Annotated in this window: 25 protein-coding genes and 1 pseudogene; 13 read left to right on the top strand and 13 right to left on the bottom strand. The window is 40.2% G+C overall.

The genetic code is table 11. The annotated features are described in order from the left end of the window. Window positions 1-76: 76 nt before the first annotated feature. Genes CSC79_RS07725 through cyaY form a run of 7 tightly spaced genes read right to left on the bottom strand, consistent with a single transcriptional unit; the run spans window position 77 to window position 8,553 of the window. Complete coding sequence (locus tag CSC79_RS07725) at window positions 77-2,761, bottom strand: ATP-binding protein (protein WP_099295280.1); 2,685 nt, start codon at window positions 2,759-2,761, stop codon at window positions 77-79. Between the two features lie 28 nt (window positions 2,762-2,789). Further along, complete coding sequence (locus CSC79_RS07720) at window positions 2,790-3,893, bottom strand: heme biosynthesis HemY N-terminal domain-containing protein (RefSeq protein ID WP_099295256.1); 1,104 nt, start codon at window positions 3,891-3,893, stop codon at window positions 2,790-2,792. Then, entirely contained in the window at window positions 3,890-5,722 is a 1,833-nt protein-coding gene (locus tag CSC79_RS07715) for a uroporphyrinogen-III synthase (RefSeq protein ID WP_099295255.1), read from the bottom strand. The genes CSC79_RS07720 and CSC79_RS07715 overlap by 4 nt, the downstream gene beginning before the upstream one ends. Continuing rightward, complete coding sequence (gene hemC / locus CSC79_RS07710) at window positions 5,723-6,673, bottom strand: hydroxymethylbilane synthase (RefSeq protein WP_099295254.1); 951 nt, start codon at window positions 6,671-6,673, stop codon at window positions 5,723-5,725. 38 nt (window positions 6,674-6,711) lie between these two features. Beyond that, window positions 6,712-7,554 (bottom strand): DUF2914 domain-containing protein, encoded by an 843-nt coding sequence (locus CSC79_RS07705; RefSeq protein ID WP_099295253.1) that lies wholly within the window; start codon window positions 7,552-7,554, stop codon window positions 6,712-6,714. 22 nt (window positions 7,555-7,576) lie between these two features. Beyond that, complete coding sequence (locus CSC79_RS07700; RefSeq protein ID WP_099295252.1) at window positions 7,577-8,233, bottom strand: carboxylesterase; 657 nt, start codon at window positions 8,231-8,233, stop codon at window positions 7,577-7,579. Next, complete coding sequence (gene cyaY, locus CSC79_RS07695) at window positions 8,230-8,553, bottom strand: iron donor protein CyaY (protein WP_099295251.1); 324 nt, start codon at window positions 8,551-8,553, stop codon at window positions 8,230-8,232. Before cyaY ends, CSC79_RS07700 begins: the two co-directional genes overlap by 4 nt. A gap of 134 nt (window positions 8,554-8,687) precedes the next feature. Here cyaY and CSC79_RS07690 point away from each other — a divergent pair, with 134 nt between their 5' ends. From CSC79_RS07690 to CSC79_RS07665, 6 genes are all read left to right on the top strand, one after another. Beyond that, on the top strand, window positions 8,688-8,882 hold the full coding sequence (locus CSC79_RS07690; protein WP_099295250.1) for a lipoprotein: 195 nt from the start codon (window positions 8,688-8,690) through the stop codon (window positions 8,880-8,882). Next, window positions 8,883-10,136 carry a diaminopimelate decarboxylase gene (gene lysA / locus CSC79_RS07685; RefSeq protein WP_099295249.1) on the top strand — a complete coding sequence of 418 codons (1,254 nt, stop codon included), beginning with the start codon at window positions 8,883-8,885 and terminating at the stop codon, window positions 10,134-10,136. A gap of 63 nt (window positions 10,137-10,199) precedes the next feature. Beyond that, window positions 10,200-11,030 carry a diaminopimelate epimerase gene (gene dapF, locus CSC79_RS07680; RefSeq protein ID WP_087531220.1) on the top strand — a complete coding sequence of 277 codons (831 nt, stop codon included), beginning with the start codon at window positions 10,200-10,202 and terminating at the stop codon, window positions 11,028-11,030. Beyond that, complete coding sequence (locus CSC79_RS07675) at window positions 11,027-11,650, top strand: DUF484 family protein (protein WP_099295248.1); 624 nt, start codon at window positions 11,027-11,029, stop codon at window positions 11,648-11,650. Before dapF ends, CSC79_RS07675 begins: the two co-directional genes overlap by 4 nt. After that, a complete protein-coding gene (locus CSC79_RS07670; RefSeq protein ID WP_099295247.1) occupies window positions 11,647-12,600 on the top strand; it encodes a tyrosine recombinase XerC in 954 nt (317 codons plus the stop codon). The genes CSC79_RS07675 and CSC79_RS07670 overlap by 4 nt, the downstream gene beginning before the upstream one ends. An 11-nt stretch (window positions 12,601-12,611) precedes the next feature. After that, complete coding sequence (locus tag CSC79_RS07665; RefSeq protein WP_099295246.1) at window positions 12,612-13,316, top strand: HAD-IA family hydrolase; 705 nt, start codon at window positions 12,612-12,614, stop codon at window positions 13,314-13,316. 5 nt (window positions 13,317-13,321) lie between these two features. On the opposite strand, the gene CSC79_RS07660 is transcribed toward CSC79_RS07665, so the two are convergent. Then, window positions 13,322-14,359 (bottom strand): hypothetical protein, encoded by a 1,038-nt coding sequence (locus CSC79_RS07660; protein WP_099295245.1) that lies wholly within the window; start codon window positions 14,357-14,359, stop codon window positions 13,322-13,324. Window positions 14,360-15,093: 734 nt separating this feature from the next. Here CSC79_RS07660 and CSC79_RS07655 point away from each other — a divergent pair. Together CSC79_RS07655 and CSC79_RS07650 are read left to right on the top strand one after the other, a co-directional pair. After that, window positions 15,094-15,456: a HopJ type III effector protein gene (locus tag CSC79_RS07655; protein WP_099295244.1), complete on the top strand. Its 363-nt coding sequence runs from the start codon at window positions 15,094-15,096 to the stop codon at window positions 15,454-15,456. A 173-nt stretch (window positions 15,457-15,629) separates the two neighbouring features. Then, entirely contained in the window at window positions 15,630-16,931 is a 1,302-nt protein-coding gene (locus tag CSC79_RS07650) for a hypothetical protein (RefSeq protein ID WP_099295243.1), read from the top strand. Window positions 16,932-16,984: 53 nt separating this feature from the next. Here the strand turns inward: CSC79_RS07650 and CSC79_RS07645 are convergent. Further along, window positions 16,985-17,390 (bottom strand): annotated as a pseudogene (locus CSC79_RS07645) (GNAT family N-acetyltransferase). A 40-nt stretch (window positions 17,391-17,430) separates the two neighbouring features. Then, the gene (locus CSC79_RS07640) at window positions 17,431-17,736 is read right to left on the bottom strand and encodes a DUF6482 family protein (protein WP_099295242.1); all 306 of its coding nucleotides are present in this window, start codon (window positions 17,734-17,736) and stop codon (window positions 17,431-17,433) included. Window positions 17,737-17,820: 84 nt separating this feature from the next. Here CSC79_RS07640 and CSC79_RS07635 point away from each other — a divergent pair, with 84 nt between their 5' ends. The 3 genes from CSC79_RS07635 (at window position 17,821) to CSC79_RS07625 (ending at window position 20,170) form a co-directional block, all read left to right on the top strand. Continuing rightward, the gene (locus CSC79_RS07635) at window positions 17,821-18,513 is read left to right on the top strand and encodes a pseudouridine synthase (protein ID WP_099295241.1); all 693 of its coding nucleotides are present in this window, start codon (window positions 17,821-17,823) and stop codon (window positions 18,511-18,513) included. A gap of 61 nt (window positions 18,514-18,574) precedes the next feature. Continuing rightward, complete coding sequence (locus CSC79_RS07630) at window positions 18,575-18,949, top strand: BlaI/MecI/CopY family transcriptional regulator (RefSeq protein ID WP_099295240.1); 375 nt, start codon at window positions 18,575-18,577, stop codon at window positions 18,947-18,949. Between the two features lie 9 nt (window positions 18,950-18,958). After that, entirely contained in the window at window positions 18,959-20,170 is a 1,212-nt protein-coding gene (locus CSC79_RS07625; RefSeq protein WP_099295239.1) for a TonB family protein, read from the top strand. A gap of 98 nt (window positions 20,171-20,268) precedes the next feature. Here CSC79_RS07625 and CSC79_RS07620 read toward each other — a convergent pair whose 3' ends face one another. Continuing rightward, on the bottom strand, window positions 20,269-20,652 hold the full coding sequence (locus tag CSC79_RS07620) for an MAPEG family protein (RefSeq protein WP_099295238.1): 384 nt from the start codon (window positions 20,650-20,652) through the stop codon (window positions 20,269-20,271). A gap of 303 nt (window positions 20,653-20,955) precedes the next feature. Between CSC79_RS07620 and CSC79_RS07615 the strand changes: the two genes are divergently transcribed. Continuing rightward, on the top strand, window positions 20,956-21,801 hold the full coding sequence (locus CSC79_RS07615; RefSeq protein ID WP_099295237.1) for a DMT family transporter: 846 nt from the start codon (window positions 20,956-20,958) through the stop codon (window positions 21,799-21,801). Between the two features lie 34 nt (window positions 21,802-21,835). On the opposite strand, the gene CSC79_RS07610 is transcribed toward CSC79_RS07615, so the two are convergent. Both CSC79_RS07610 and CSC79_RS07605 read right to left on the bottom strand, forming a co-directional pair. Then, window positions 21,836-22,153, bottom strand: a complete 318-nt coding sequence (locus CSC79_RS07610) for a multidrug efflux SMR transporter (protein WP_099295236.1) — start codon at window positions 22,151-22,153, stop codon at window positions 21,836-21,838. Beyond that, window positions 22,154-23,686 carry a carbon-nitrogen hydrolase family protein gene (locus CSC79_RS07605; protein ID WP_099295235.1) on the bottom strand — a complete coding sequence of 511 codons (1,533 nt, stop codon included), beginning with the start codon at window positions 23,684-23,686 and terminating at the stop codon, window positions 22,154-22,156. Between the two features lie 377 nt (window positions 23,687-24,063). On the opposite strand from CSC79_RS07605, the gene CSC79_RS07600 reads away from it, so the two are divergent. After that, window positions 24,064-25,149 carry a GGDEF domain-containing protein gene (locus CSC79_RS07600; protein WP_237113986.1) on the top strand — a complete coding sequence of 362 codons (1,086 nt, stop codon included), beginning with the start codon at window positions 24,064-24,066 and terminating at the stop codon, window positions 25,147-25,149.

The raw sequence follows: 25,149 nt of genomic DNA, 5'->3' as shown, positions 1-25,149 counted from the left end.
TCAAGGTGGCAGTTTTAGTTGGAATTAAAAGCGATTTAGGCAAGGCATTGATATTAAGCCCCTGTGAAACGCTGAATTATGCATCTTGAGGTGGTTTGGGTATATAGTGCCAAATCGTTTTAAACAACTTGTCCGCTTCTATTGGTTTCGTTAAATACCCATCCATTCCCATATTCAACGCTTTATTAATGTCTTCATCATGCGCATTTGCTGATAAACCAATAATAGGCAACTCAGTCATGCCTAACTCGTTGCGAATAACTTGAGTAGCCTCTAGCCCATCCATATTTGGCATTTGAATATCCATAAGTACTAAGTCGTATTTACTCAGTGTCACTTTTTCAATAGCTTCATAACCATCATTTGCAATGTCAATTTCGCACCCTTTCGTTTTAAGGATTGCGGATGCAACATGCTGGTTTAAAGGATTATCTTCAACCAATAATACTCTCGTATCAGCAAACGATAGGCTACCAACATCAAGATTATTATATATCGGCTGAAAATTCTCAGCTTTTGGTAAAGGGGAGTTGTTCGGCAATGAGAATGTAAATTTCGCACCGCGACCTTCCTCGCTATGCAGTGAAATCTCGCCACCCATCATCTCAACTAACTTTTTACAGATACTTAATCCAAGGCCTGTGCCACCAAACTTTCGCGATGTCGAGCTATCTGCTTGTGCGAATGGTTGAAATAACTGCTGCTGAGCACTTGGGCTAATTCCGATCCCAGTATCTTTGACGCTAAAAAAAGTATTCTGTGCTTGCTGCCAGACTTTAATGGTAATCGTGCCAGAAGCAGTAAACTTAATCGCATTATTTAATAAATTTAGTAATACTTGTTTCAAGCGAATAGGATCGGTGTTTAGCGTTAATTCGGCATCTTTATCCAGCTGTAAATTAACAGCCAAGGACTTAACTCCGGCATCAAATTGAACTAGGTTGAATATTTCATCGATTAGTTGGTTGATGGAAATTGGCTCCTGCATTAAATCAAGCTTACCCGCTTCCATTTTTGAGAAATCTAATACATCATTTAACACTCGTAATAGTACATTTAACGCGCCATCCGCTTGCTCAATATAATGTCTCGCTTGTTCCCAGTTATCTTGCTGCAACGCCAAGTAATGCAATCCCTTAATGCCATTAATTGGCGTTCGGACTTCATGGCTCATATTCGCTAAAAATTGACTTTTTATTTGGCTTGCTTCATCAGCTTTTTGCTTTTCTTCTCGCAGTATACGGGTCTGTCTAGCTACTTGTTCTCTAACATGGATATTAGTGCCCGTTACCGAGATCAAAAAGGTAATTAGCAACCACACAAATAACATCCCAAGTATTTGCGCCAACCAATAAGGTAACCATGAGGATTGGTTCTTAGGTGCCACTAGCTCAACCTGCCATAGGCGCTTACCTATTAACAGTTGATACTCTTTTAGTATATTTAATTTATTTGCTGAGTCTTCATAAATGATGTTCTTTTTACTATCAGTCACATCATAAAAGTTCGCACTCACTTGTTCATAATGGTCAAATTGTAATCGGCCAACAAATTCAGTTAAGCTGACCACACCTACAACATGCCCTGTGTAATCACTTAACGTATCTAGGTCACCAAAAACAGGTATAAAGAATAAAACGACATTCCCGTAATGAGAATGCTGAACTGGTTTAGTTATGACAAGCTCATTTAATGCTTTTGACATTAATAGCGCGTCTCTTCTAGTTTCATCCGATCCCATATCAAACCCAATTAGCTCTTCATTATTATGTAATGGTTGAACATAATGGACGGGGTAATAAGTCGGTCGTGTAAGCGCTTTTTGCCAAAACATTTGAGGGGACTTTTCTTTTATAAAAGCCGCAGGAGAGATGGTTGCTAGTGTTTTTTCAAATTGTTCAACCTGATTAATTTCAACTAACTGAACCCATTTAAACGCGAGAATTTCCTTATTAAATTCTAGCAACTTAGATGTAAAGCGCTCAAACTCGACTGGACCAACTTCATTACTACTTGCAAAGAACGTTGATAACAAAGTTAAGTGCCCAGTAATTTCATTTATTTTGTAGTTAATTTCTGATTGCACCTCAGCAAGTTTGGCTTCTTCCTTTTGAATATCTTTGTCTTTTTTTAAACTGGCAGCGGCATAAAAACTCACGCTGATCACAGCATATATGATAATCGCAGGCACTATCACTTGTAATCGATGGCGCGCTCTTTCATAGTTAAAAGCAGCAAGTAAGAGAGGTGTAAATATTAATACCCCAATACTGTCACCAATCCACCAAGTTATAAAATTATTTAAGGCGGCATGTGCAGGAATAACCTGGTTAATCATCAGTAAACTTGTGCCAATTGCAGCTGCAATTACACAACTAACAGGCCCAGCGACAATTAAGCTTTGAACACTGCGTTTTAACGATGATAAATCTAACGGGGCTTGGATTACTTTTACAATAAAATAACGCCCAACTAAGGCTTGTAACAGTGCAGCAAAAGAGACACTGATAGCTTGTAAGAAAACATGCCATTGGAGAATATCTGAAACACTATTAAGATGAATTAAATTGGTCAATATCGCCCCAATAAATACACCCAAAGCTGCTCGATAACCAAACAATAACAGACCGGCTAAGGCAATACCTGAGGGAGGCCAAGAAGCAACAGCATAGCCATCAATGGCTAGTAAAAAATTACTGAGGTAACCGGTACAAAAGTAAGCCGCAGCCAGACTGAAGGTTAAAACAAATGTGTTCTTCAAAATCTGGCGCTCCTTTGCCATTGATACGTTACAAGTATAGATCAAGCGCCTTTTGAGGCTGTGCACTTTTACTATAGCTGAGTTGAGCTTGTATTAAATAATCTTTCTGGTTATCAGGGGCCAGCGCCTTATCAAACACTCGAGCAGCTAAATCATACTCACCGTGCGCATTTGCTAAACATGCTAATGCCAACAGCAACTGTTGATTATCGGGATCTTTTTTCAATGCATCTTGCAAATTAGCTTGCAACTTTAAGGCATCTCCTGGTGCTGATACTTTAAGTATTTGTGCCAACTGATACTGATCATCTGACTTTTTCAGCATTTTTAATAATATTAGTTCAATTTCACTTAAACGGCCCGCTCTTGCCATAGCTGACAAATAGGCAAAGTGCGCTTTCACTTTCAAACTTTTACTAAGCGATTGATATTTATCAACCATCTCTGATTGGGCACTAAAATAAGCACTAAACAATACCTGCCACTGAGTCTCTGTGAGTGCTTTTTTACTCAATAAACGAGGCATAAATTGTTCAAGAACAGACCATTTTTGTTGCTGAACTAACACTTCAGCATACAATTTAAGCTCTAATGCACTGGCTTTCTTTGACTCCGCTAACTCTTTTAATTCACCGGTAACAGTACTACTGTCGCCACTGGCAAGCCATAATTTAGCTGCTTTAAGCTGATTGGCTGGACTAATTTTATCTAAATAAGAAATAGCTTTGCCTGCGTTACTCTCTTGTAAAGCGGCCTTGGCTAACATGGCGTAGCGTACATCCTGCCAAGATTCGGTGACGCTATTATTGTCTAGCGCAAGCTCTAGCTGCTCGTAATCACCATTAACTAAACACCATACACCTTGTTCAATAGCCGCTTGTTTGCGTTCTTCGCTTCGCGCGAAAAAACGATGACGAGTACGACTGTATAATGACCAAACATAGCGAATCAGCTTATAGGCTAAATATAACCCTAATGCGATGACAATAAAGGTGGCACAAAACGCAACGATAGAGCCTTCAATCGTTGTTTGGTTAAATGAAATTAACACGTAACCTACTTCACCAATTAGCATAGGTGATACAGCAAGCAATATAGCAATGGCTAAAATAACCAATATTAAGCGGATCATTTTGCCCACTCCTTGACCTGCTCGGTGCTTGTTAATGCAATATCGTGTTTAAATTGCAAACTTTCTTTACTAAGCTCATCCAGTGCCTTAACGGTACTTTTTGTTAGGGGCTGATCAAGCTTGAAGTACGCGTTAACTAAGTCATTTGCTTGGCTAAGTGCAGTAAAATAAACACTTGCTTGCTTAGTTAAAACTGCATCTTGTGCTTGTGTTAAATACAAGTTTAAACGCTGCTGAATTAAATGGCGCTCTTGTTCGGTTAGTAATGGCTCAATGGCCATCCCCTCACGCTGACGAATTTTAATAAAATTATCTTTAAACTGATGCCATGAGTTGGCTAAGTTCTGCTGCCAATCGCTCACATTTTCACTCAATGCATGTTGATCTTCTTTTACCACCTCTTGAGGTAAAGAAACCGCATTGAATTCCAGATTCTCAACTTGCTCAACAAGACCGTGCAACTTTAAGTAAATTGCTTCAACAGGTACCCTTTGCACACTACTAAGGGCTTGTAAATCTTGATGAATAGCTTGGCGAATAGCACCAGTACCTGGATGCTCCGCAAGCAAAGAATCTAACCGAGACAACACTGCAGCTGCCCCTTGATAATCTTTCTCAGCCCACAGCTTAAACTCAGCCATTCGCTGCAAGCTAGTAACTTCTTGAGGATTCAGGCTATATGCCTGTTGCTCTGCACGCTGTAAAGCAGTTTCTAACTGCTGTTGAGTTTGTGCTGTATTTTTTTCAAGCGCCGCAGCCACTTTGTTTTCACTGTTAAACAGTGCTTGCTGCAATGTTTGTTGCGCACTTTTTACAGCCACTAGTTCAACGTTTAAGATCTCGTTATTTGACTTTAACTGCTCAATAATTGCATTCTCTTGCTGACTAGTATTTAGTTTCTGATAAAACTGATACCCCACACCAGAGGCGACAATTAAGGAGATCAGTAACGCTAAACCCCCCGTTTTACTAATACTTCTTTTATTATTTTGATTCATGGCAGGTTCTTGTTTTTCAGCAGAAGTAGAGGCTGACTTTTGAGCCGCTTTAACAGCTGGCTTCACCTCAACAGAGGCCGATGGCTTTGCATTTTCACTCATAGTTTTACCTTGGCTGATGCAGGTAAACATCGCGCTATCGCTTGCGCCTGCAGCAATGTGTATGTTTGCCGAACTTAAATGTTGCTTTAAATATTCACCAATTCGTTTACTGGCAACATAAAACTGGCAGTGTTCTAACCATTGTAGTTGTGCTGACGATAGTTGATGAAAAATTGCATCAACAGCCGCATTACTTGTAATAACTATACCTTCAACATCAATACTTTGCCAGTGGTCTAGCCAGTCACTCTGTGCACCTTTAACAGGCTGACGTTGATAAACCACTAAGCTATTTAAAAAGGCATCTCGTTCTTTGAGAGCATTTGCAATAGTTGGCCGACCTTTTTTACCTTTCACTAATACGATATTTTGCTGTGCAACTTGTTGCAATGAACTAAGCGCTAATAAGCCCTCAGAATCATGAGTTTTAGGCACCGCAGCGCGCACTCCAAACGCTTGCCAAATGGCATCGGCTGTTTGCTCACCCACTGCGTAAAACTGTGCTTTGGTATTAATATCAGGTTTGAGTGCCAGTAATGCATTGACTGCATCTTGAGAAATAAAAATAATTTTATCCGCATTTAACAACGGCGTTAATTGCGCACTATTTGGCTCAAGGTAGTCAATTGATAAAACAGGAAACAAAGTCGCCTGATAACCCGCTTGCTCAAGTTGATTGGCAAGGTCAATACCTTTTCCTTGTGGTCGAGTTATCAGGATATGTGACATTTATGCGTCTCGGTATACTTCAGCTAAAATTTTATCAGCACCCATACTAAGCAACTGCTCAGCTAATTGAGTACCTAGCATCTGCGCATCCACGGCTTGGCCGCTAATATCAGCGCGTAAAATCTCACTGCCATCCACGGCCCCCACGAGACCACGAAGGTGAACCTTTTCACCATCAACAAGTGCATAGGCACCAATAGGAACTTGGCATCCCCCTTCCAAGCGGCGGTTCATAGCACGCTCTGCATTTACACGAATGCGTGTTTCATTATGCTCAAGCGGCGCAAGTAAAGCTTTCGTTACGTCATCGTCATCTCGGCATTCAATACCTACAGCGCCTTGCCCATTAGCAGGCAATGATATTTCAGGCTCTATAAATGCTTTAATTCGGTCATGCATTTCAAGGCGAATTAAGCCTGCTGCAGCTAAGATTATGGCATCATATTGGCCGTCATCTAGCTTTGCCAAGCGAGTATTAACGTTACCGCGTAAGTCTTTAATATCTAAATCAGGGCGACGTGCACGAATTTGACATTGACGACGTAAACTTGATGTACCCACAACAGCGCCTTGTGGAAGTTCATCAATATTGGCATACAAATTAGAGACAAACGCATCGCGAGGGTCTTCACGCTCACAAATCGTATGCAGCACTAAGCCTTCAGGAAAATCAACAGGTACGTCTTTCATTGAATGCACAGCAATATCTGCACGGCCATCTAGCATCGCTTGCTCTAGCTCTTTAACAAACAAGCCTTTACCACCAATCTTAGCCAATGGTGTATCTAAAATTATGTCACCTTGAGTCGACATAGGCACAAGCTCAACGGTTAAGTCATTGTGAAAATGCTCAAGTTGTGCTTTTACAAACTCAGCTTGCCACAGTGCTAATGCACTTTTACGAGTGGCGATACGAATAATATGTTTTTTTTCAGTTACTTCATTTGTCATGAATAAATCCAATTGTTTTTGCTAATCAAACGTAAGGCCTAATCAGCTAAAATACGAAACTCTTTTTGCGCTAATAAATGTTCTTGCTCGTCAACCACGTCAACGCGCCAATATCCAATTTGCTCAGGTAAAATATGTTTATTTGAGTAGGTACGATAACGTGGTGTTGTCACTTTCAATTCAATACTCGCCATAACTTGATCATCATAACGCCAAATATGCCTGATACTTTGGCCTTGTAAATTTTTAAGTTCACTAAAGAAAGTCAATGTATCGGTAAACTCAGTTAATCGAATGTCCGCTTTAAAAACATTAACTGGCTCACGCTCAACGACCTTGCGAGTAAGTACAGCTCGACTCACTTTGTCTGTATCTATTTTGGCCCCAATTGCAACACTTGCTATATGCGCTGTTTCCGCAAAGCTTTCTTGGTTGCTGCTTGGTAATTGGGTATCAGCACTAGGCTCGGCAATTTCTTGCGATTCAATCTGTGGCTCCGACAACACCGATGGCTCATCTTTTACAATATTTACCCCTTGCATTGGCGGTAAATCAGTATCTGAGGTACTTACAATGGGAGGCTCACTGACTTCTATTACGTCGTCATCCGATGCAAGTGTTGTAGATGATTGCTCTACGATCACAGGCTCAGCTTCTTCAACTTTAAGTTGTGGGCTCGTTTGGCGCATATTGTCTGTAGATAAGTCATTTTGTTCAGCATTCACTGAACCCATAAGGCTATAAACAAGCACCACCAAAAGAACGCAAACAAACAGCATGGCTGTGGCAATACGCCGCCAATGCCATTGATAAGTGACGGACGGTAGCGTTTCTGCCGCTGCTTTATTCATACTTGCAGTAATCACGATTTTTTGACTCATAATAGCCTCATGCTTTCAATCATTAACTTAAGCGAGCAATTAACCACTGGCGGATTGCCATTAGCTCTTCCCCGCAGACTTGGTGAGCCATTGGGTAATCTTGCCAGCTTACATCCATGTTCAGTGCAGATAATACGTCAAACGCATTACGACCCGCGCTGTGCGGTACAACATCATCATGACGACCATGCGCCATAAATACATTTAAATCGGTGTGTTTCGCTTCGCCTGATAGTTTCTCTGGTACACACATATAAGTTGAGAGAGCCATAACCCCTGCTAATTTTTGTGTTAACCGAGGCGCTAAGTGTAGTGAAATTACGCCGCCTTGTGAGAAACCTGCTAAAATAATTTTATCAGCCGGGACACCACTTTCAAGCTCTTGTTTGATAAGCAGCTCAACTTTTTCTGCCGACTCACGTACACCCGATTCATCAGCACGTTTATCTAAATCCATCGATTTAATATCGTACCAAGAGCGCATTGCCATGCCCCCATTAATCGTTACAGGTTGCACCGGAGCATGTGGAAAAACAAATCTAACCCCTAACTCATCTGGTAAGGCTAATTGTGGAGCAACAGGTAAAAAACCGTCTCCAGAATCACCTAAACCATGCAACCAAATAATCGTTGCTTTGTGTGCTGCTTTAGCCGGGTATTCTACAAATTCTAAACTCATAGCTCTGATTGCCACTCAACAGTTTGCCCAGCTTGACGCGTAGTGGCCTCGTTCATGAATTGCCAAAACTCAGCGCCTGAGCGATTATCAATCCACTTATCACCCTGTAACTCAAAGTGATGACCATTAAATTTTGTTGCCACCCACACCTGATGTAATGGTGCTTGCTTATTAATCACTATTTTAGAGCGATCAGCAAAAATAATTTCTAATATCCCTTGCGCAGATTCATAATCTAGATCTGCTTCACAATCATCAACTTGCTCTTCAATTGTGAACATAAGTGCTTCGGCTAATTGGTGATATTCATGGTCTGTCATTATTATTTCCTTTACGGCATTGGGTACAATTTGCATGCAGGTAGTGTAACAGGAATAAAATCATCCGCGAATAGCTGCATTTTTTAGATATTCTGTTAATCTGCGATTATAAAGCCAGCAACGCGATTAATCTAATGAAAGAGATGCATCTTAAACAATTAAAACGACTTTTTCCTATGGGTGTATTACTCATGACTTTAGCGGGTTGTGGACAAAGTGGCGCTTTGTACTTACCTGATGATGAAGTAGAGAAAAATATTCAAGAAAAACCTGTGACTTCACAAAGCAAAGCTTCTGCATCACCCACTCAATCGAAACAGGATCAATAGATGGACTTTTTTGACTATAAAAATGATCACCTTCACGCTGAAGACATCGCTGTCAGCACATTAGCTGAACAATACGGTACTCCATGCTATGTGTATTCACGTAAAACCTTTGAACGACACTACACGGCCTTTGCGCACGCTGCTAAAAACCATAAAAGCTTAGTTTGCTATGCAGTTAAAGCAAATTCAAATATTGCCGTATTAAATATTTTGGCACGCTTAGGTTCAGGATTTGACATTGTTTCTAAAGGTGAGTTGGCTCGTGTTATTCAAGCCGGTGGCAATGCTAACAAGGTCGTTTTTTCAGGTGTTGCCAAAACCGCAGATGAAATAGCCTATGCACTTAAGCTTGGCATAAAATGCTTTAACGTCGAGTCTGTATCCGAGCTTGACCGCATTTCACAGGTTGCGACAGAGCTTAACCTAATGGCACCTATTTCAATTCGTGTAAACCCAGATATCGACGCTAAAACGCATCCTTATATTTCAACAGGCTTAAAAGAAAATAAATTTGGTATAGATATTCTTACTGCTGTAAGTGTGTATCAATACGCAGCCTCATTACCTGGCCTTAAAATAATCGGTGTTGATAGCCATATTGGATCACAGCTCACTGAGATAAAGCCATTTCTAGAAGCCTTAAATAAAGTATTAGCACTGATTGATGAATTAAAAGAAAACGGTATCGTACTGAGTCATATTGATATCGGTGGTGGTCTAGGCGTGCCTTACAATGAAGAAACACCTCCACACCCAAGTGAATATGTAGCGCAGATCACTGAACGTTTAGCAAAATACCAAGATTTAGAGCTTATATTTGAACCTGGCCGCGCAATTGCTGCAAATGCTGGTATTTTGGTTACTAAAATTGAGTTTATCAAACAAAACCAAGACAAATACTTTGCCATCGTTGATGCGGGTATGAACGACATGTTGCGCCCATCACTTTATCAAGCTTGGCAAAATATAGTCCCTGTAACCCCTCGCACAGATGACACACCAACACGTAACTTTGATATTGTCGGCCCTGTCTGTGAAACGGGTGATTTTTTAGGTAAAGATCGCATGCTTGCTCTGCAACAAGCCGATTTACTTGCCCAACGTAGTGCGGGCGCTTACGGCTTCACAATGAGCTCAAACTATAATTCAAGGCCACGTGTAGCTGAGATAATGGTGGATGGTGAGCATAGCCATTTAATCCGCGAGCGTGAAACAATTGAAAGCCTATGGCAAGGCGAGAAAATTTTACCATAAACTTTTTGTAACCCGGCTGCTCTGTGGCATGATTAGCGCAGAGCAAATCCGAATTAGAGCGCTATGTTAGTTAATTTTTCTAAAATGCACGGCCTAGGCAACGATTTTGTTGTAATTGATAATATTACACAAAACGTTTTCTTATCACGAGATCAAATCAAAAAACTGGCAGATCGCCATTTTGGCATTGGCTTTGACCAACTGTTAATGGTCGAAGCGCCCTATTCTCCTGATCTCGATTTTCATTATCGTATTTTTAATGCTGACGGCAACGAAGTTGAACAGTGTGGTAACGGCGCGCGCTGTTTTGCACGCTTCGTGCGCATGAAAGGCTTAACCAATAAACATAAAGTCACCGTGTCTACCAAGTCAGGTAACCTGACTCTTTATATTGAAAAAGATGGGCAAGTTACCGTTAATATGGGCCACCCCAATTTTGAGCCGAATAAAATTCCACTCAAAGCGAGTAAACGAGAGCTCACCTATATTATTCGCGCCGAAGAACACACCGTATTTAGTGGTGCGGTTTCAATGGGTAACCCTCATTGCGTACTTGAGGTCGACGATATAGAAACAGCCGACGTGAATACACTAGGTCCTCTACTTGAAAATCATGAGCGTTTTCCGCAACGCGTTAATGTGGGTTTTATGCAAGTCATTTCGCAAGAGCACATTAAGCTCAGGGTTTGGGAGCGCGGTGTAAGCGAAACACTCGCCTGTGGTACAGGTGCTTGTGCTGCTATGGTTATCGGCCAAGTACAAAGCAAGTTAGCAACGACAGTACAAGTGGATTTACCGGGCGGAAGTTTGCAAGTTCGCTGGCAAGGTGAAGGTCACCCAGTAAGAATGACAGGCCCTGCAGAACACGTATTTGATGGACAAGTTGCCTTATGAGTGAAATAACAAAACAACAAGTTAGCGACTTTCTAACTGAAAATCCGGATTTTTTACTGCAAAACCCAGATCTTTTAGCACAGCTTGAATTGCAGCAACATGCTCAAGGCGCAACGTCTTTAGTGCACATCCAACAACGCCAGTTGCGTGAACACAATACCAAGCTGAAAGCGCAAATTGAGCAACTGATTGAACAAGCAACTGAAAATGAATCTATTTATCGGTTATTCAGCCAATGTCATCGGCAGCTTTGGACTAATTACGATTTTAAAACCTTAGCGGCTAACTTGCGAAATATCATTTGCACCAGCCCTGCAATCAGTGAATGCCATTTAGTACGCTACGAAACTAAATATGATGCATTAATAGAACATCGCTTAGAAGAAACGGGCACTTACCTAGGCCGAGTTAGCCAGCAAGAGCGAGACTTATTGTTTGCTGAGCAAACTCAATCAACTGCTTTGTACCTAATTGGTAACAACCAACACCCTGTGGCCATACTTGCCTTTGGTAGCCTTGATGCAAATCACTTTGAACCAGCCAAAGACAGCTTTTTTGTGCTTGAATTTGTACGCTCTTTGCAGCTTAGATTATTGGAACTCCAACTGGAATTGGCATGAGCGAGGAGCAACCTCCTGGTTTAAACCATTTAGACGAGCAATGGCTCACGCCTATTCAACTGTTTAGTGATTACTTACGGTTTGAAAAACAATACTCAGCGCACACCATTAGCCAATATACCAGCCAGCTGCAATTTGCTGCGCACTATTTCAGTAAACTGTGTGGCAGTTGGCAGGATGTTCAAGGCGAACATATTCGCCGTTACAGTATGGCACTGCGTAGTAAACAGCTCAGTGGCCGTACAATAAGTTTGAAGCTCAGTTGTATTCGTAGTCTGTATAAATTTTTAAAATCAAAAAAAATCACCGAAAAAAACCACTATCACAATCCTGCTGAAGCAATTAAAGGCCCTAAATTTGCCAAGCCTCTGCCAAAAAATCTCGATGTTGATCAAATGGCACGCCTACTCGAAATCGATGACGATGATCCCCTTGCTATCCGCGATAAAGCCATGATGGAATTAATGTATTCTTCTGGTTTGCGCATCAGCGAGTTAGTTGGCGCTAACATGCAGGATATTAACCGTAGTGAAGGTGAAATATTAGTTCGTGGTAAAGGCAACAAAGAACGCTTATTACCGGTGGGCGGCAAAGCACTAACCGCGTTAAATTTATGGCTAAAATTACGCCCTCAGTTTGCTAATCCAGACGAGCCTGCGGTGTTTGTTAGCAGTAAAAAGTGCCGAATATCAGTGCGACAGGTACGATTACGTATGCAACAATGGGGGATTAAGCAAGGTATTAGCAGCCAAGTACACCCTCATAAGTTGCGCCACTCCTTTGCTTCCCATATTCTTGAATCATCAGGTGATTTACGCGCAGTTCAGGAATTATTAGGCCACAGCAGTTTGTCTGCAACTCAAGTGTATACTCATCTAGACTTTCAACATTTGGCTAAGGTGTACGACAACACGCATCCGCGCGCTAAAAAGCGTCACGACCCAGACTAACGAGGAATTTTATGATCCGTTTTAACCGTGCCATTACGCCAGTAAAAGTGCTCAGCTTTGATTTAGACGACACACTTTACAATAATCACCCTATTATTAAAGCAGCTGTGCAGGCACAAGTTGATTATTTAAACGCGTTATCTGATTGGCAAGCGCAAGGTCGCCACTATTGGCAATACTGTAGAGAGCAAGCTGTTAAGCAAAACCCTGCGCTGGCTGATAACGTGACCCAGTGGCGAAAAGACACCTTACAACTTGGCTTGGCCAAATTAGGCTACCAAGACGCGCAACTTGAGCAACATGTTAGTGGCGCTTACCAAGCGTTTGCTGACGCGCGTAGCCAAATAGTGGTCAGTGATGATGTGTTAGCATTACTCGCTCAGTTAGCTAAAAAATATAAACTCATTGCCATTACAAATGGTAATGTCGAAGTTGAACGATTTAACCTAAATGGCGTATTTGAACTTGTTTTACAAGCAGGCATACATGGTAAAGCTAAGCCACACCCAACTATGTTTGCTCAAGCCTGCGAACAGCTAAACGTTGAGCCAAAACACATACTGCACATTGGTGATAGCTTAGATACAGACGTGCACGGCGCGCACAACGCAGGCTGTCACTCACTGTGGCTAAACGATCAGCAAGCTCGCTATGCTTACCGAGGCTTACCTGATGTAGAGATTACATCAATTCATGCTCTTAAATATTTTTTATAAGAGTATTATTCGCTAAATGGTTTTAAATGCTTATCGAGTGAGATTAAGAGTGATGGTGACGTACTTATTAACATTTGCTCATCATTACAAACTAACATCGCGCTTTTTATATTCCCTGACAACTGATTCAAATGCTTCTTAATATCACTTTTGTAGCTCTTATAATCCTTCGGCTGGAATACTAACTTACTTTGTAGCTGCGTGAATGCATCTAAATCCATAAAGGCATTAAAATCGTTTTGGTATGTCACAAAGTACGCATTTTCAACTAGCTCATAATAAGGTCGATATTTAACAAGAAATTTTTTATAAAATGGACCGACCATACCTGGCACACTGTCGTCTGAAAAGTAGGTTAAATGTGAAATCGTTTGTTCAGAAATAGTCTTCGTGAAAATAGATAACTCATTACCCGCAGAACTTACTACCTTGCCTAATAACGAGTTAATACTGGCTTCTAAAACAACGAGTTGTTGATTGATTTTAACTAAAGTTTGGGCATGTAGTTGTGTTTTACGTTGCGACTCTTCAATTTTTAGCTTGGCTCGTGTAAATTGTTTTCTAAAATCGATGAGCTCTACCAACAACTGGTTAAAATTGATGATACTCCAGTCTTGAGCTGTCGTTAAACTAAAGTCGTTAATTCTATTATTTAACTCGTCGAGTTGCTGTTCAAATGTTATCCATACTCTTTTTGCTTTTTGAAAGTCTTTAAGCTCCTGTTTGATTTGTTTAACAAGAGTTAAAACTTGTTGGCTTTCAGAAAGCGAAAACGACTTATTGGCGTGAGTAATAGCCCCCTTTAAATTCCCTTCATCGAGTGACTTTTCAGCCCGTGTGTAGTATTCATGTGCCTGTAATACAGTGGAATGCTCTTCTTTCCAATCCTCTGGATTAATATCTGCAAGTTTTGCTAAAACCTGGCTTAACCTGACAATATCTCCGTGTAATTTGGCTTCACTATAAGCCACTTGTAATGTCTGGGTTTCGCTGGGCGAACAACCTGCTAAAAATAGCATCAGTGACAATACTGTTTTTTTCATATCACTCTCCTTGTTGCTAGAATAGAATTCCCTTTCGCGTTAAGCATACGCTCGATAATATATAAACATACTTTACATAACTTATCATTCATAACTTAAACAAACATTTCATACTATTGAATGCGCAAGATTCATACTTACCAGTCACCTTTTCAAGCCATTAAAGAGAGACGTGAAACTTAACTTTATTTCATGTTATTAATTACGCTTAGCGTCGTCCTTGATTATTGATGCTGAGCTATTACCTAAATATATTTGCTGGATCTAAGTGCTGTTTGAGATTATGGGAAGCGTTACTAAAGTATTGATAATTTCTCTTGTATTTTAGTTAGCTTGTAACACCTATTTGCTTTTACGACTCCTCACATCACTATAACAACTTTAAATAACCACACGTCAAATGTAGCCAAATCATATGGTTCAGCGAAGCAAACTACCAAATTGTTAAAGCCCCAAAATATTTTAGCCAACAAGAGTTTGATTTAGCAATTAAAAACTATGCCTTACTCATAAAGCATCGTCCTCAGCAGGCTGAACATCTCTACAATGAATGTCTAGCACAATTAAAGTACTGGTTAAAAACGAATAAACCAAGTTTTGCTGATGAGTTTTAACTATTAGTCAAAACACAAGTCATGGTCTATTTGGTATGAACTTTTTACAACATTTTAAATTTAATATTAATCCGCGAACAAATCAGCTAGAGTTAAAGAAACTATAAATTAAGGATAATGATGACACTCAACGACTTTCTTACCCGTCTTGCCAATGACCCGCAAAATATTGAATTCACCGATTCTATGGCAGTAATTGATACAAACTACACGTTTATTCCGTCCGACTTTAATAACCACGGACTCGTCAGCAATGCGAATGAGAATAATGGCTCATGCAAAATATTTGCTTTCGCGAAACTTAATGGACTCAGCAAACAAAACACCTTAGATTGCTTTGGCGCATTTTATCGTGATGACGTATTAAACAACCCTAGCGGTAAAGATCATATGAATATACGTACTTTCATGCTTGCCCCTGAAGCAACCCCATTTTTAGGTATCACATTTAACGAACCGAAAGTATTGCGAGCAAATACATGATGGCATTAGGGGCTTAAATGATCCCCTTTTAACCTAACTAAAAACTGTTTATAACCCCTTCAGAATTATACAAACCCTCTTTTACATTCTGAGTTTAATATCAGATAAAAGCTTGATGAAAAACTCGCCACATGTTTTACTTTAAGGAACACCGCCTCATAAATGGATTTCATATGCGTAACTTTTTTATTCTCAGCTTACTACTTTGGCACGGAGCTGCCAGCGCTATCAGCATATTTTTAGATGACACTAACTGTCAGCTTTCAGATAATAATCAATCATTTAAAACCGATATTAGATTAAGTCCAACAACAGATGATCTGAATGAAAAAAAAGTGATGCTAAGAAAAAAGCTTATCACTGAATATCTAGCGACTATTGACCATAAAGGTACACATTCAGCTTATATCAAAGAGCGCTTTGTTATTAGTAACTCACAGCGTAACTCAACCGCAGGCAATGATTGGGTCGTCAGGCAACTTCATTACACATTAAATGTTACTTCAGCAACTGACTGCGATGAAGGGTACGCACTTACAACAGCAGAGTTTATAACTGGAGAGCGAACATACAACACAGTTTTAGTACCAAAAAAAGAAATTATTGTACAACCTAAAGGTAAAGCTCGCCCTTTTTCGTCCTTTGCAATACCCACACTTTCTCATTCATCTCTTTTTGGGGTTCAATTAAATGACTCTAAACAAAAAGTAGAGCAAAAGCTTGGCATTGCAAGCTTAGAACTAGCATCTGCCAACCAACAAGTATTGGTCTATTTTAGGAACCATGCATTCCACTTTGTGGATAATAAACTGATAGGTTACCAGTACCATCGCGAACTCTTACCTATGTCCCTAAATAACGAACTCAACCTTTTAGATCAAGCTATCAGCTTAGAAACTAAAAGTCAGGAAAGCTATTTACTATCACAAGATTTAGAACCAAACGACTTATCTACGTTAAAGAATAACTATAAAAATTTTAAAACCGCTTTATTTAAAGTTGACTCTGCTCAAAGCAAACATCGCATTATTAGTTTGCAACTCGGCTCATTGATTTCCGACATGGAGATGACTTCGCCTTGTTTTAATTTCGACGGTAAATCGAATAACCAATTTGCACAGTTAAATGCTCAAGCAAGGTTAAAGATGCACACTACTAAAGGGAAAAAAGTGCTTGTTAGTCCGTGTAATGAAATGGTTTATTTTAGTAGGGGTTATATTTCGCAAATAAAATTAGCCCCACCCATAGATACTCACGATTTAAACCTTGGTCCATTGAAGAGTTACTTTAAAAAAGACAAGTGGCAGTTTTATTCATTGTCACAAGGCGACAGCATTACAGAGCTTACGGAGTTAGGTAGCTATGATTTTTTTCTTGATAGTGCGGAATTCAGCTCTAACGACTGGGATGGATACTTTCACGTCATAGAAGATAAGCTTATCAGCGCAACACTAACGCCTAATCATGCATATTAACTGAGATAGAAAGCAAAAGAACAGACCCTCAACGAAGGTGAAGAAACCAAGTACTACAATCGTTTTTCCATAAAGTAACGCGTGCCGTTTAGTGGATAGGTATCCATTTGGTATTTGACTACATAGCCGTTTTTTTCATAAAACGGCTTTGCTTGAAAGTCTAACGTATCAAGTTGGCTGACATTAGCCCCACTCTCTTTAGCAGCTGATTCCAATGTATTTAACAGCTTCGTTGCTAACCCTTGGCTTCGCTTAGCTTCACTACACCAAAGCCAGCTGATAATTAACCAATTACCGAAAACATGACCTGAAATGCCCGCTATTAGCTCTTCATCGTCAACTACTTTAAAACCCAAGGGAATACGCTGGGCATCAAAATGCTGAACATTAAAGGCAACAACGTGTGACCCTTAAATCACGGTTTAACTCAACTGAGTTATCTATTTGTAAAGTATACATAATCACACCATAGATTAGGATAACTCAGTATATACGAAAACTAATATAAATGGTTTTTTCCGTAAGGGACTTCAAGCATATTGCTTGAAAGCTTTTCTGGCTGACCACACATTTCATCATAAGCACTGGTATGGCGCAGAACCATTTGTGCGTAGCTCAGGTGATCCAGACGTTTTTGAATATGCAAAGGGCTAAGGCCCCGAACAAACTCACCACTGTCGTCTGTCACATAATATTCTACATTGTTAATCATCACAGACACCTGATAGAGCGCCATTTCTAATGAATGCACGATGACTTTTTGAAGTGGCTGATGTTTACTCAATTCAGATAATTTAATCGCCATTGTTCTGACCTTTTATAGAGTGTATTAAGTATTCGTACGCAGCTTTGATATACTCTGGATCAATCAAAACCATAGATAGAATGAATGGCTGATAAAATCCGCTTAGCAAAGTACATCGCCCATGCGGGTGTGTGCTCACGAAAACAAGCCTCTCGCTTGATTGACGAGGGTGTTGTTATTGTTAATCACCGTGCTGCAAACCACATTGACCACGTTGATGACAACGACCATGTGACGGTAAATGGCGTTCGCGTGCAAGGAAAAGCTCAACGGGTTTATTACGCTTACCACAAACCAGTCGGTATTGACTGCAAACTAAACCAAACCGACCCCAGCAGCTTAATCCACCACTTGCCACCAGCAACGCGTGTTTACCCGATTGGTCGCCTTGATAAAGACTCCCGCGGACTCCTTATTTTGACCAACGACGGAGAGTTTTGTAACCAATTAATTCACCCCGATTTCCACCAGCCAAAACGCTACATAGTCACGGTAGATAAACCGCTTGATGAAAACTTTTGCTATAAAATGGCACACGGCGTCCCTGTCGATAAGCACATCACCTTACCATGTACCGTTGAACAAATAGCGCCGTGCCAATTCAGTATTATTCTAAAGCAAGGGCTCAATAGGCAGATTCGCAAAATGGCGCATTATTGCGGCTATCGCGTGATTGATTTATACCGCGAACAAATTAGCAGCCTCAACTTGGCTTCACTTAATCTCAGTGAAAATAGCTACCTTGAAATTCAAAAATCCGACATATTAAAAAATTAGTTGCAAAATATGATTACAGGTGTAATCTAAAACTAGAGATTACATTTGTAGGCTATATAACATGATTGAACTGTCAAAGGCAGAATTTGAAGTGCTTGATGCATTGTGGATAAGCTACCCAGCGACGGCAAGCCAAATTATTGAACGTTTGAGCGCCGACAAACAATGGCACGAAAAAACCATCAAAACGTTACTAGGTCGTTTAGTAAAAAAAGGCGCGCTAAGTTTCGAAAAAGAGGGCCGTCAGTATATTTATACGCCTTGTATGGAGCGCGCTGAATATACGCTAAAGGAAAGCCAAAATTTTATTGAGCGCTTTTTCAGTGGTCGTATCGCACCTTTAGTTAGTGGCTTTGCAAAGTCTGAGCAGCTGTCTCAACAAGATATTAATGAGCTAAAAAAAGTAATTGATGACTGGGAAAAACAGCAAAAGTAAGGATTGCACATGCTTGAAACACTCTTTAATTGGCTTATTGAACAGCAATTATTAATAAGCATACTTGTTGTGAGCTTATTAATTCTAGAGCGCTACTCACTTAAATGGCTAAGTGCCAACTTTGTTTATAAATTATGGTTGTTGATACCTATCTCATTGGTACTAACTAATTTACCGGCGCATTTAAAACCATTACAAAGTACAGCTATTAGTAAAATGCTAATCACTTCCGAGCAAACCTTAGTTGCTGATTTTAGTGTTAGTTGGGCCTTGATGTATGCGGTGGTTTTTAGTCTTTTAGCCGCCATTGCAGCGGTGTCTCACAGGCGTTTTATTAAACAACTCAGGCTCACTCGCCTTGAGAGTTGTGAGTTCGTCGGCACCTATTCAGATATTAAAATTTTACAAAGCGATACGATAGATACTCCCATGGTTATTGGCCTTTTACACACTCAGCTTGTGCTGCCTACAGGATATATACACAAAACAGATAGTGCATCATTAGCCATGATCATCGAGCACGAACAAGTCCATATAAAGCGCGCTGACAATTTACTAAATATGATGCAATTGACCATTACACTCGCCTTTTGGTTCAACCCATTAGCATGGCTTGGGTATATGAGCTTTAGACGCCTACAGGAACTATCATGCGACGAAACTGTGCTTAAAAATAAAAGTACCCAACAACGAATTTTATACAGCAAAGCCCTCATTAATTGCGTCGCAAATACACGTGCAAGTTTAATGGCTTATTCACACTATGGAGATAAAAATACAATGCTACAACGACTCAAGCAAATTAAACACACAGGCAACAGCTCATTGGTTGCCAAAGGTGCCATACTAATTTTCGCCGCAGGCATGCTCAGCAGTTTTGCAACAGCGAAACAGCCAGAAGCGAAAAACGAAAAACATTCAATTTCACCAATTATGCGCATTGAACCTCTTTACCCAACTCAAGCTGCAGAGCAAGGTATTAGTGGCTCAGTGGTATTGAAATACGATATTAGTCCAACAGGTAAAACTCAAAATGTATCTGTTGTCAGTGCGACTCCTGAAAACGTATTTAATAAAGAAGCGAAGAGAGCGCTAAAAAAATGGGAATACAAGCCGTCTGACTCAGGCTTCAAAAACGTACTTGTGCAATTAGACTTTGCAATCGATGACAATTACAAATCAAGAGATTTAGTAGAAAAAATTACAGTCGCTTCTAAGTAAGCACTCGTACCAGAAGACCCCAAAGCAAGCGCCTTATAATAGCCGCTTGCTTTGGCGTTTTAGCTATTTAATAGCTTCTTATCATTATAATAAGAACATTAAATACTCACCACGATCATTGCCACCGCACTGCCTAGCCCTACAAACCAGACTAACGAGCGCAGCACATCTAAGTTTAAGTAATAAAAAACACAATATAAAATACGCGCAATAATGTGCGTTATGGCAAGTAGCTCTGTTATTTGATGAACATTACTTGTGCCAAACACAACGGCTAAAGCCACAGCAAATACAGCCAAAGCTTCAAAACAGTTTTGGTGGGCAGCCAGTGCTCTTGCACCAAATCCTGTTAATTTAGCTTGTTGGTCCCGTGGATGTTTATTGTCATAGCCATCAAGCTTATTCATTGCAAACGCAACGGGGGCCTTTGCTAAATAAGGCATCAATACTGCAAGTAGCGCACAAATTAGTAGCGTGGTCATATTTACTCCGAGTTAATCTATCGATAAGTCAAATTCAAACTTAACACAGCTAAACTCTTTGGTTTAGTAAATAAAAAAGCCGCAATGGCTGACATAATACCATGCCAGTCATTGCGGCTAACAATAACATCACACTCACTATAGCTCAGATTGAGGCATTTTAAACTGTGGCATATTGTCGCAGTTAACGTATATCACTAAAGTCGATTGGCTTTATCGTGCTGTGGCTGTTAATTTATCATCTAAATTCATAAACCTCCCTAACTCATGACTTGGATATTTTTCACTTTTTTAGCCGCCTTCATGCAAGCATGGCGTAACGCGTTACAAAGCAAATTAAGTAGCAATATGAGCGTCGCCGGCGTGACGCTCGCACGATTTATTCTTGCCAGCCCAATTGCTGCGGTCTATCTGTATTCGCTTTATCACTATCAACCTACCAGTATGCCTAATTTTAACATGCCTTTTTGGGGGTTTATTGTGGGTGCCAGTGTGATGCAAATTCTTGCCACTGGGTTAATGGTCAAGTTGTTTAAAATGAACAATTACGCTGTAGGCGCAGGGCTTGCTAAAAGTGAGGCCTTAGTTGCTGCTATTTTAGGCGTGCTATTTTTTGGTTCAGCATTAAGCTTATTTGGTTGGCTGGGTGTATTTTTGGGATCAATCGCCGTCTTGCTATTAAGCGGTATCACTAAAGTAAAACAGTTTAACGCCAGCACAGCCTTGCTTGGGCTTGCCTGCGGTACCTGCTTCGCTTTAACATCATTGTGGGTGCGCGAGGCAAGTTTAAACTCAGGCCTTTTATTTCCTCACTCTGCAGCGTGGGTACTGTTGTTTGTTATCAGCCTGCAAAGTATTATTTTGCTGATATATTTAGCAATTAAAGAACCCTACACACTTAAGCAAATGTGGCACTACAAAAAAATGGTTTCGTTAGTCAGCTTATTCAGCTGCATAGGTTCAATTGGGTGGTTCAGTGCGATGAGCTTACAACATGTTGCCTATGTAAAAACACTAGGCCAAGTGGAGGTGTTTTTTACTATGCTAATATCTGTTTTATGGCTAAAACAACCATTAAAACGCCAAGATACAGCAGGGCTTGTGTTAATTGCCATTGCAGCCATACTCGTCATGCTGCCTACTGCATGAATAAGCGGTTACTAAAGTAACCGCTTATTCAGTATTAATGGCTAATTTTTAAAGTAATAACGCCGCTTATAATTAACAAAACACCTGCAATCCGGCCAAATGTGGCAGCATCGTTATAAAACAAAATTCCCACTAAAAACGTACCAGCAGCGCCTATGCCCGTCCATACTGCATAAGACGTCCCCATGGATATATCACGCTGTGCTAGCCATAGCATAAAACCACTGGCAACCATAAACGCAACAGCAATGGCAATCCCTAACCAGCGGTTTTCACCGTCTTGTGACATTTTCAATCCAACAGGCCAGCCTATTTCAAGTAAGCCGGCAATAATTAAGTACACCCATGCCATTTAGTTATCTCGCTTCTTTAAGATGACGTCATATAAATCACCACGACGATCTTTTAAATTGCGCACGGTGCCCTCACTGTGGAGGATTTTTAGTTTATCCATATCTAAATCACTAAATAATAACATTTCGGTATTAGGCGTAGCTTCATTAAGTGTTGCATCGTGAGGGAATGAAAAATCAGATGGCGTCAGTACCGCTGATTGCGAATATTGCACATCCAAACTCTCAACTTCAGGTAGGTTACCTACTGAGCCTGCAATAACCACATAACATTCATTTTCAATTGCACGCGCCTGTGCACAGTGACGAACCCGTAAATAACTGTTCTTCGTGTCAGTCCAAAATGGTACAAATAAAATATCTAAGTCTTGTTGTGCCAAAATACGTGATAGTTCTGGAAATTCAACATCATAACAAATCTGAATGCCTACACGGCCTGCGTCTGTTTCAAATACTGCAATTTTGTCACCGCCTTGAATCACCCAATCATTTTGCTCATGCGGGGTGATATGAATCTTGCGCTGCTCATCTATTTTACCACTGCGATGACAGAGATAGCTAACATTGTAAATCTTGTCGCCCTCTGCCAAAGGCATAGAACCTGTAATGATATTTGCATTATATTCAATCGCCATACGCGACATCGCATCACGGAAGGTTTCTGTATATTCAGCTAAATAGCGAATCGCTTCAGTTTGGTTACGCTGCTCAGTTAAGCCCATTAGCGGTGCGTTAAAAAACTCCGGAAATAAGATAAAATCGCTTTTATAATCCGACACCGTATCAACAAAATACTCTACTTGTGTGAGCATTTCTTCAACAGATGCAACACTGCGCATTTGCCACTGCACTGCACCAACTCGCACAATCGACTTGGTTGATTCAAGAACAGTGTCGGTGGGCTCAAACATAATGTTATTCCACTCAAGTAGTGTGGCATAACCAACCGAGTTTTGATCTTCAGGCAAATATTTCTTCAGTAATCGCTTTACTTGAAAGTCATTCGATAACTGAAAGCTTAAGATGGGGTCGTATAACTCTTTTTGATCAACCTTTTCAATATACTGGGTTGGAGTCATCTCATTACTGTAATTGTAATAGCGCGGAATGCGACCACCCGCTAAAATTGCACGTAAATTATACTGCCTGCATAACTCTTTACGCGCATCATAAAGTCTTCTACCTAACCGCATACCTCTGTGTGATGAGGAAATCACCACATCTAAACCATATAACGCATCCCCTTCGGGGTCGCTAAAAACGCGATCATGTCCATCAACAATATCTTCGTATGTGTGCGGGTTTGAGAAACGGCTGTAATCCACTTGAACACTTAGCGCAATGCCAACAAGCACACCATCATCCACCATGCCCAGCTGACCTTCTGGAAACTGGTCAATCAACCTAAAAATTGTATGGCTTGGCCATGCGCCACCTAAATCGGGATAAGCTTGGTCCATGAGCGTCTTGATCTGTGGGTATTGATCTTTGCTTAAATTGCAAATTTCAAGATGGGTTTTTTCAATCGACATACACTACTCCGTGAGAACTCAAATTAACTATTATTAGCTAATAATAAACACAACTCTGTGAACACATACTTATTATTGGCCATTTTTATTTTAAATTGAACGTAATTATTCAATATACAACGGCCCACTTAACTTCAATTTAATGTAAAGCTATTTTTAAACTATATTACCTTCAATGTACCCTGCTTAAAATGCATCTATTTTTAAGGTTAATTTTATAGCATTGGGGTACTCCTCATCAGTATCCGACAACACAACGGAAAAGAAAATTTCACACCCGAAGTTCAGAAGAGCCTGGTAAGGCTTGCGCATAAACTTTCTATTTGCTTATTTTCTCCTATACTTTTTTAAAAGTTCACTTTCTAACTGGAGTAATTTTGTCGTCAAAAAATACCACGGTGAACTTTCAAGATATTGAAAAAGTAATTTTTCAAATCGTAAAAAAAGTATCTTACTTTTCGTTGCTTATTCATATCCTTCTTATTTTTTTGTTCGCGCATATTGGCGCTATAACATTAGCGGCAGTTAATATATTTAGTGTGTTCGCATGGGCACTAGGTATTTTTTTAATTACTCAGGGCTTAAATTCTTTAGCGCTTAGAGTTTTTTGCATTGAAGTAGTTTTACACTCTATTTTTGTGTGTGCAACGCTGGGCTTGGAGGTCGGCTTTCAATTTTATTTATGGACTATTTCGTCAATGTTTTTGATCGATTACCAGCTAAAGTTGAAAAAAGCCTTTATCTATAGCGTGTCGCTAATACTTGCATTTGCTGCGTTATATTTTTTCTTTAAAGATGTCACATACAATTACCCCTACGCTGAATTTATACCATTAATAAACATCAGTAATATTATTATTGCCGGTTTACCTATGATTTACGCCTTTGTTTTAATTCGTGAAACAAGTATTTCACAGCGCAAAGAGCTTACAGAAATGGCAGCCAGGGATCATTTAACAAAATTATATAACCGTCGGTTTGCTAGAAAACTGATTATTGATACTCGCCAAAGGTGCACCGAGTCAGATAGAAAAATGTGCATTGTGATGGGTGATATCGACTTTTTTAAACGCATAAATGATACCTATGGCCATGATAAAGGCGACACGATTTTAATGAGCGTTGCCAATGCAATTACTCAGTATCTTAGCCAAAAAGACATCATAGTTCGCTGGGGCGGGGAAGAGTTTTTGATCATTCTCACCGACACCGAGGAATCTGCAGCATTTGAGCGCATAGAACAACTGCGTCAGAATATACACACCCTCAAGCCTTGCCCCGACGATCCTGAAATATCCATTTCAATGAGTTTTGGTTTAATTGAGTGGCGACCGCTGGTATCGCTCAACGATACGCTTCACCAAGCAGATACTGCACTTTATAAAAGTAAACACAGTGGCCGCAATAAAACAACTATTGCGACACCAGAACAAGACTATATTAACAACCTTAAATCTGTCTAA

The organism is Pseudoalteromonas sp. 3D05, from assembly GCF_002723455.1.
Classification (GTDB): Bacteria; Pseudomonadota; Gammaproteobacteria; order Enterobacterales; family Alteromonadaceae; genus Pseudoalteromonas.
This window is presented reverse-complemented; position numbering and strand designations above follow the sequence as displayed.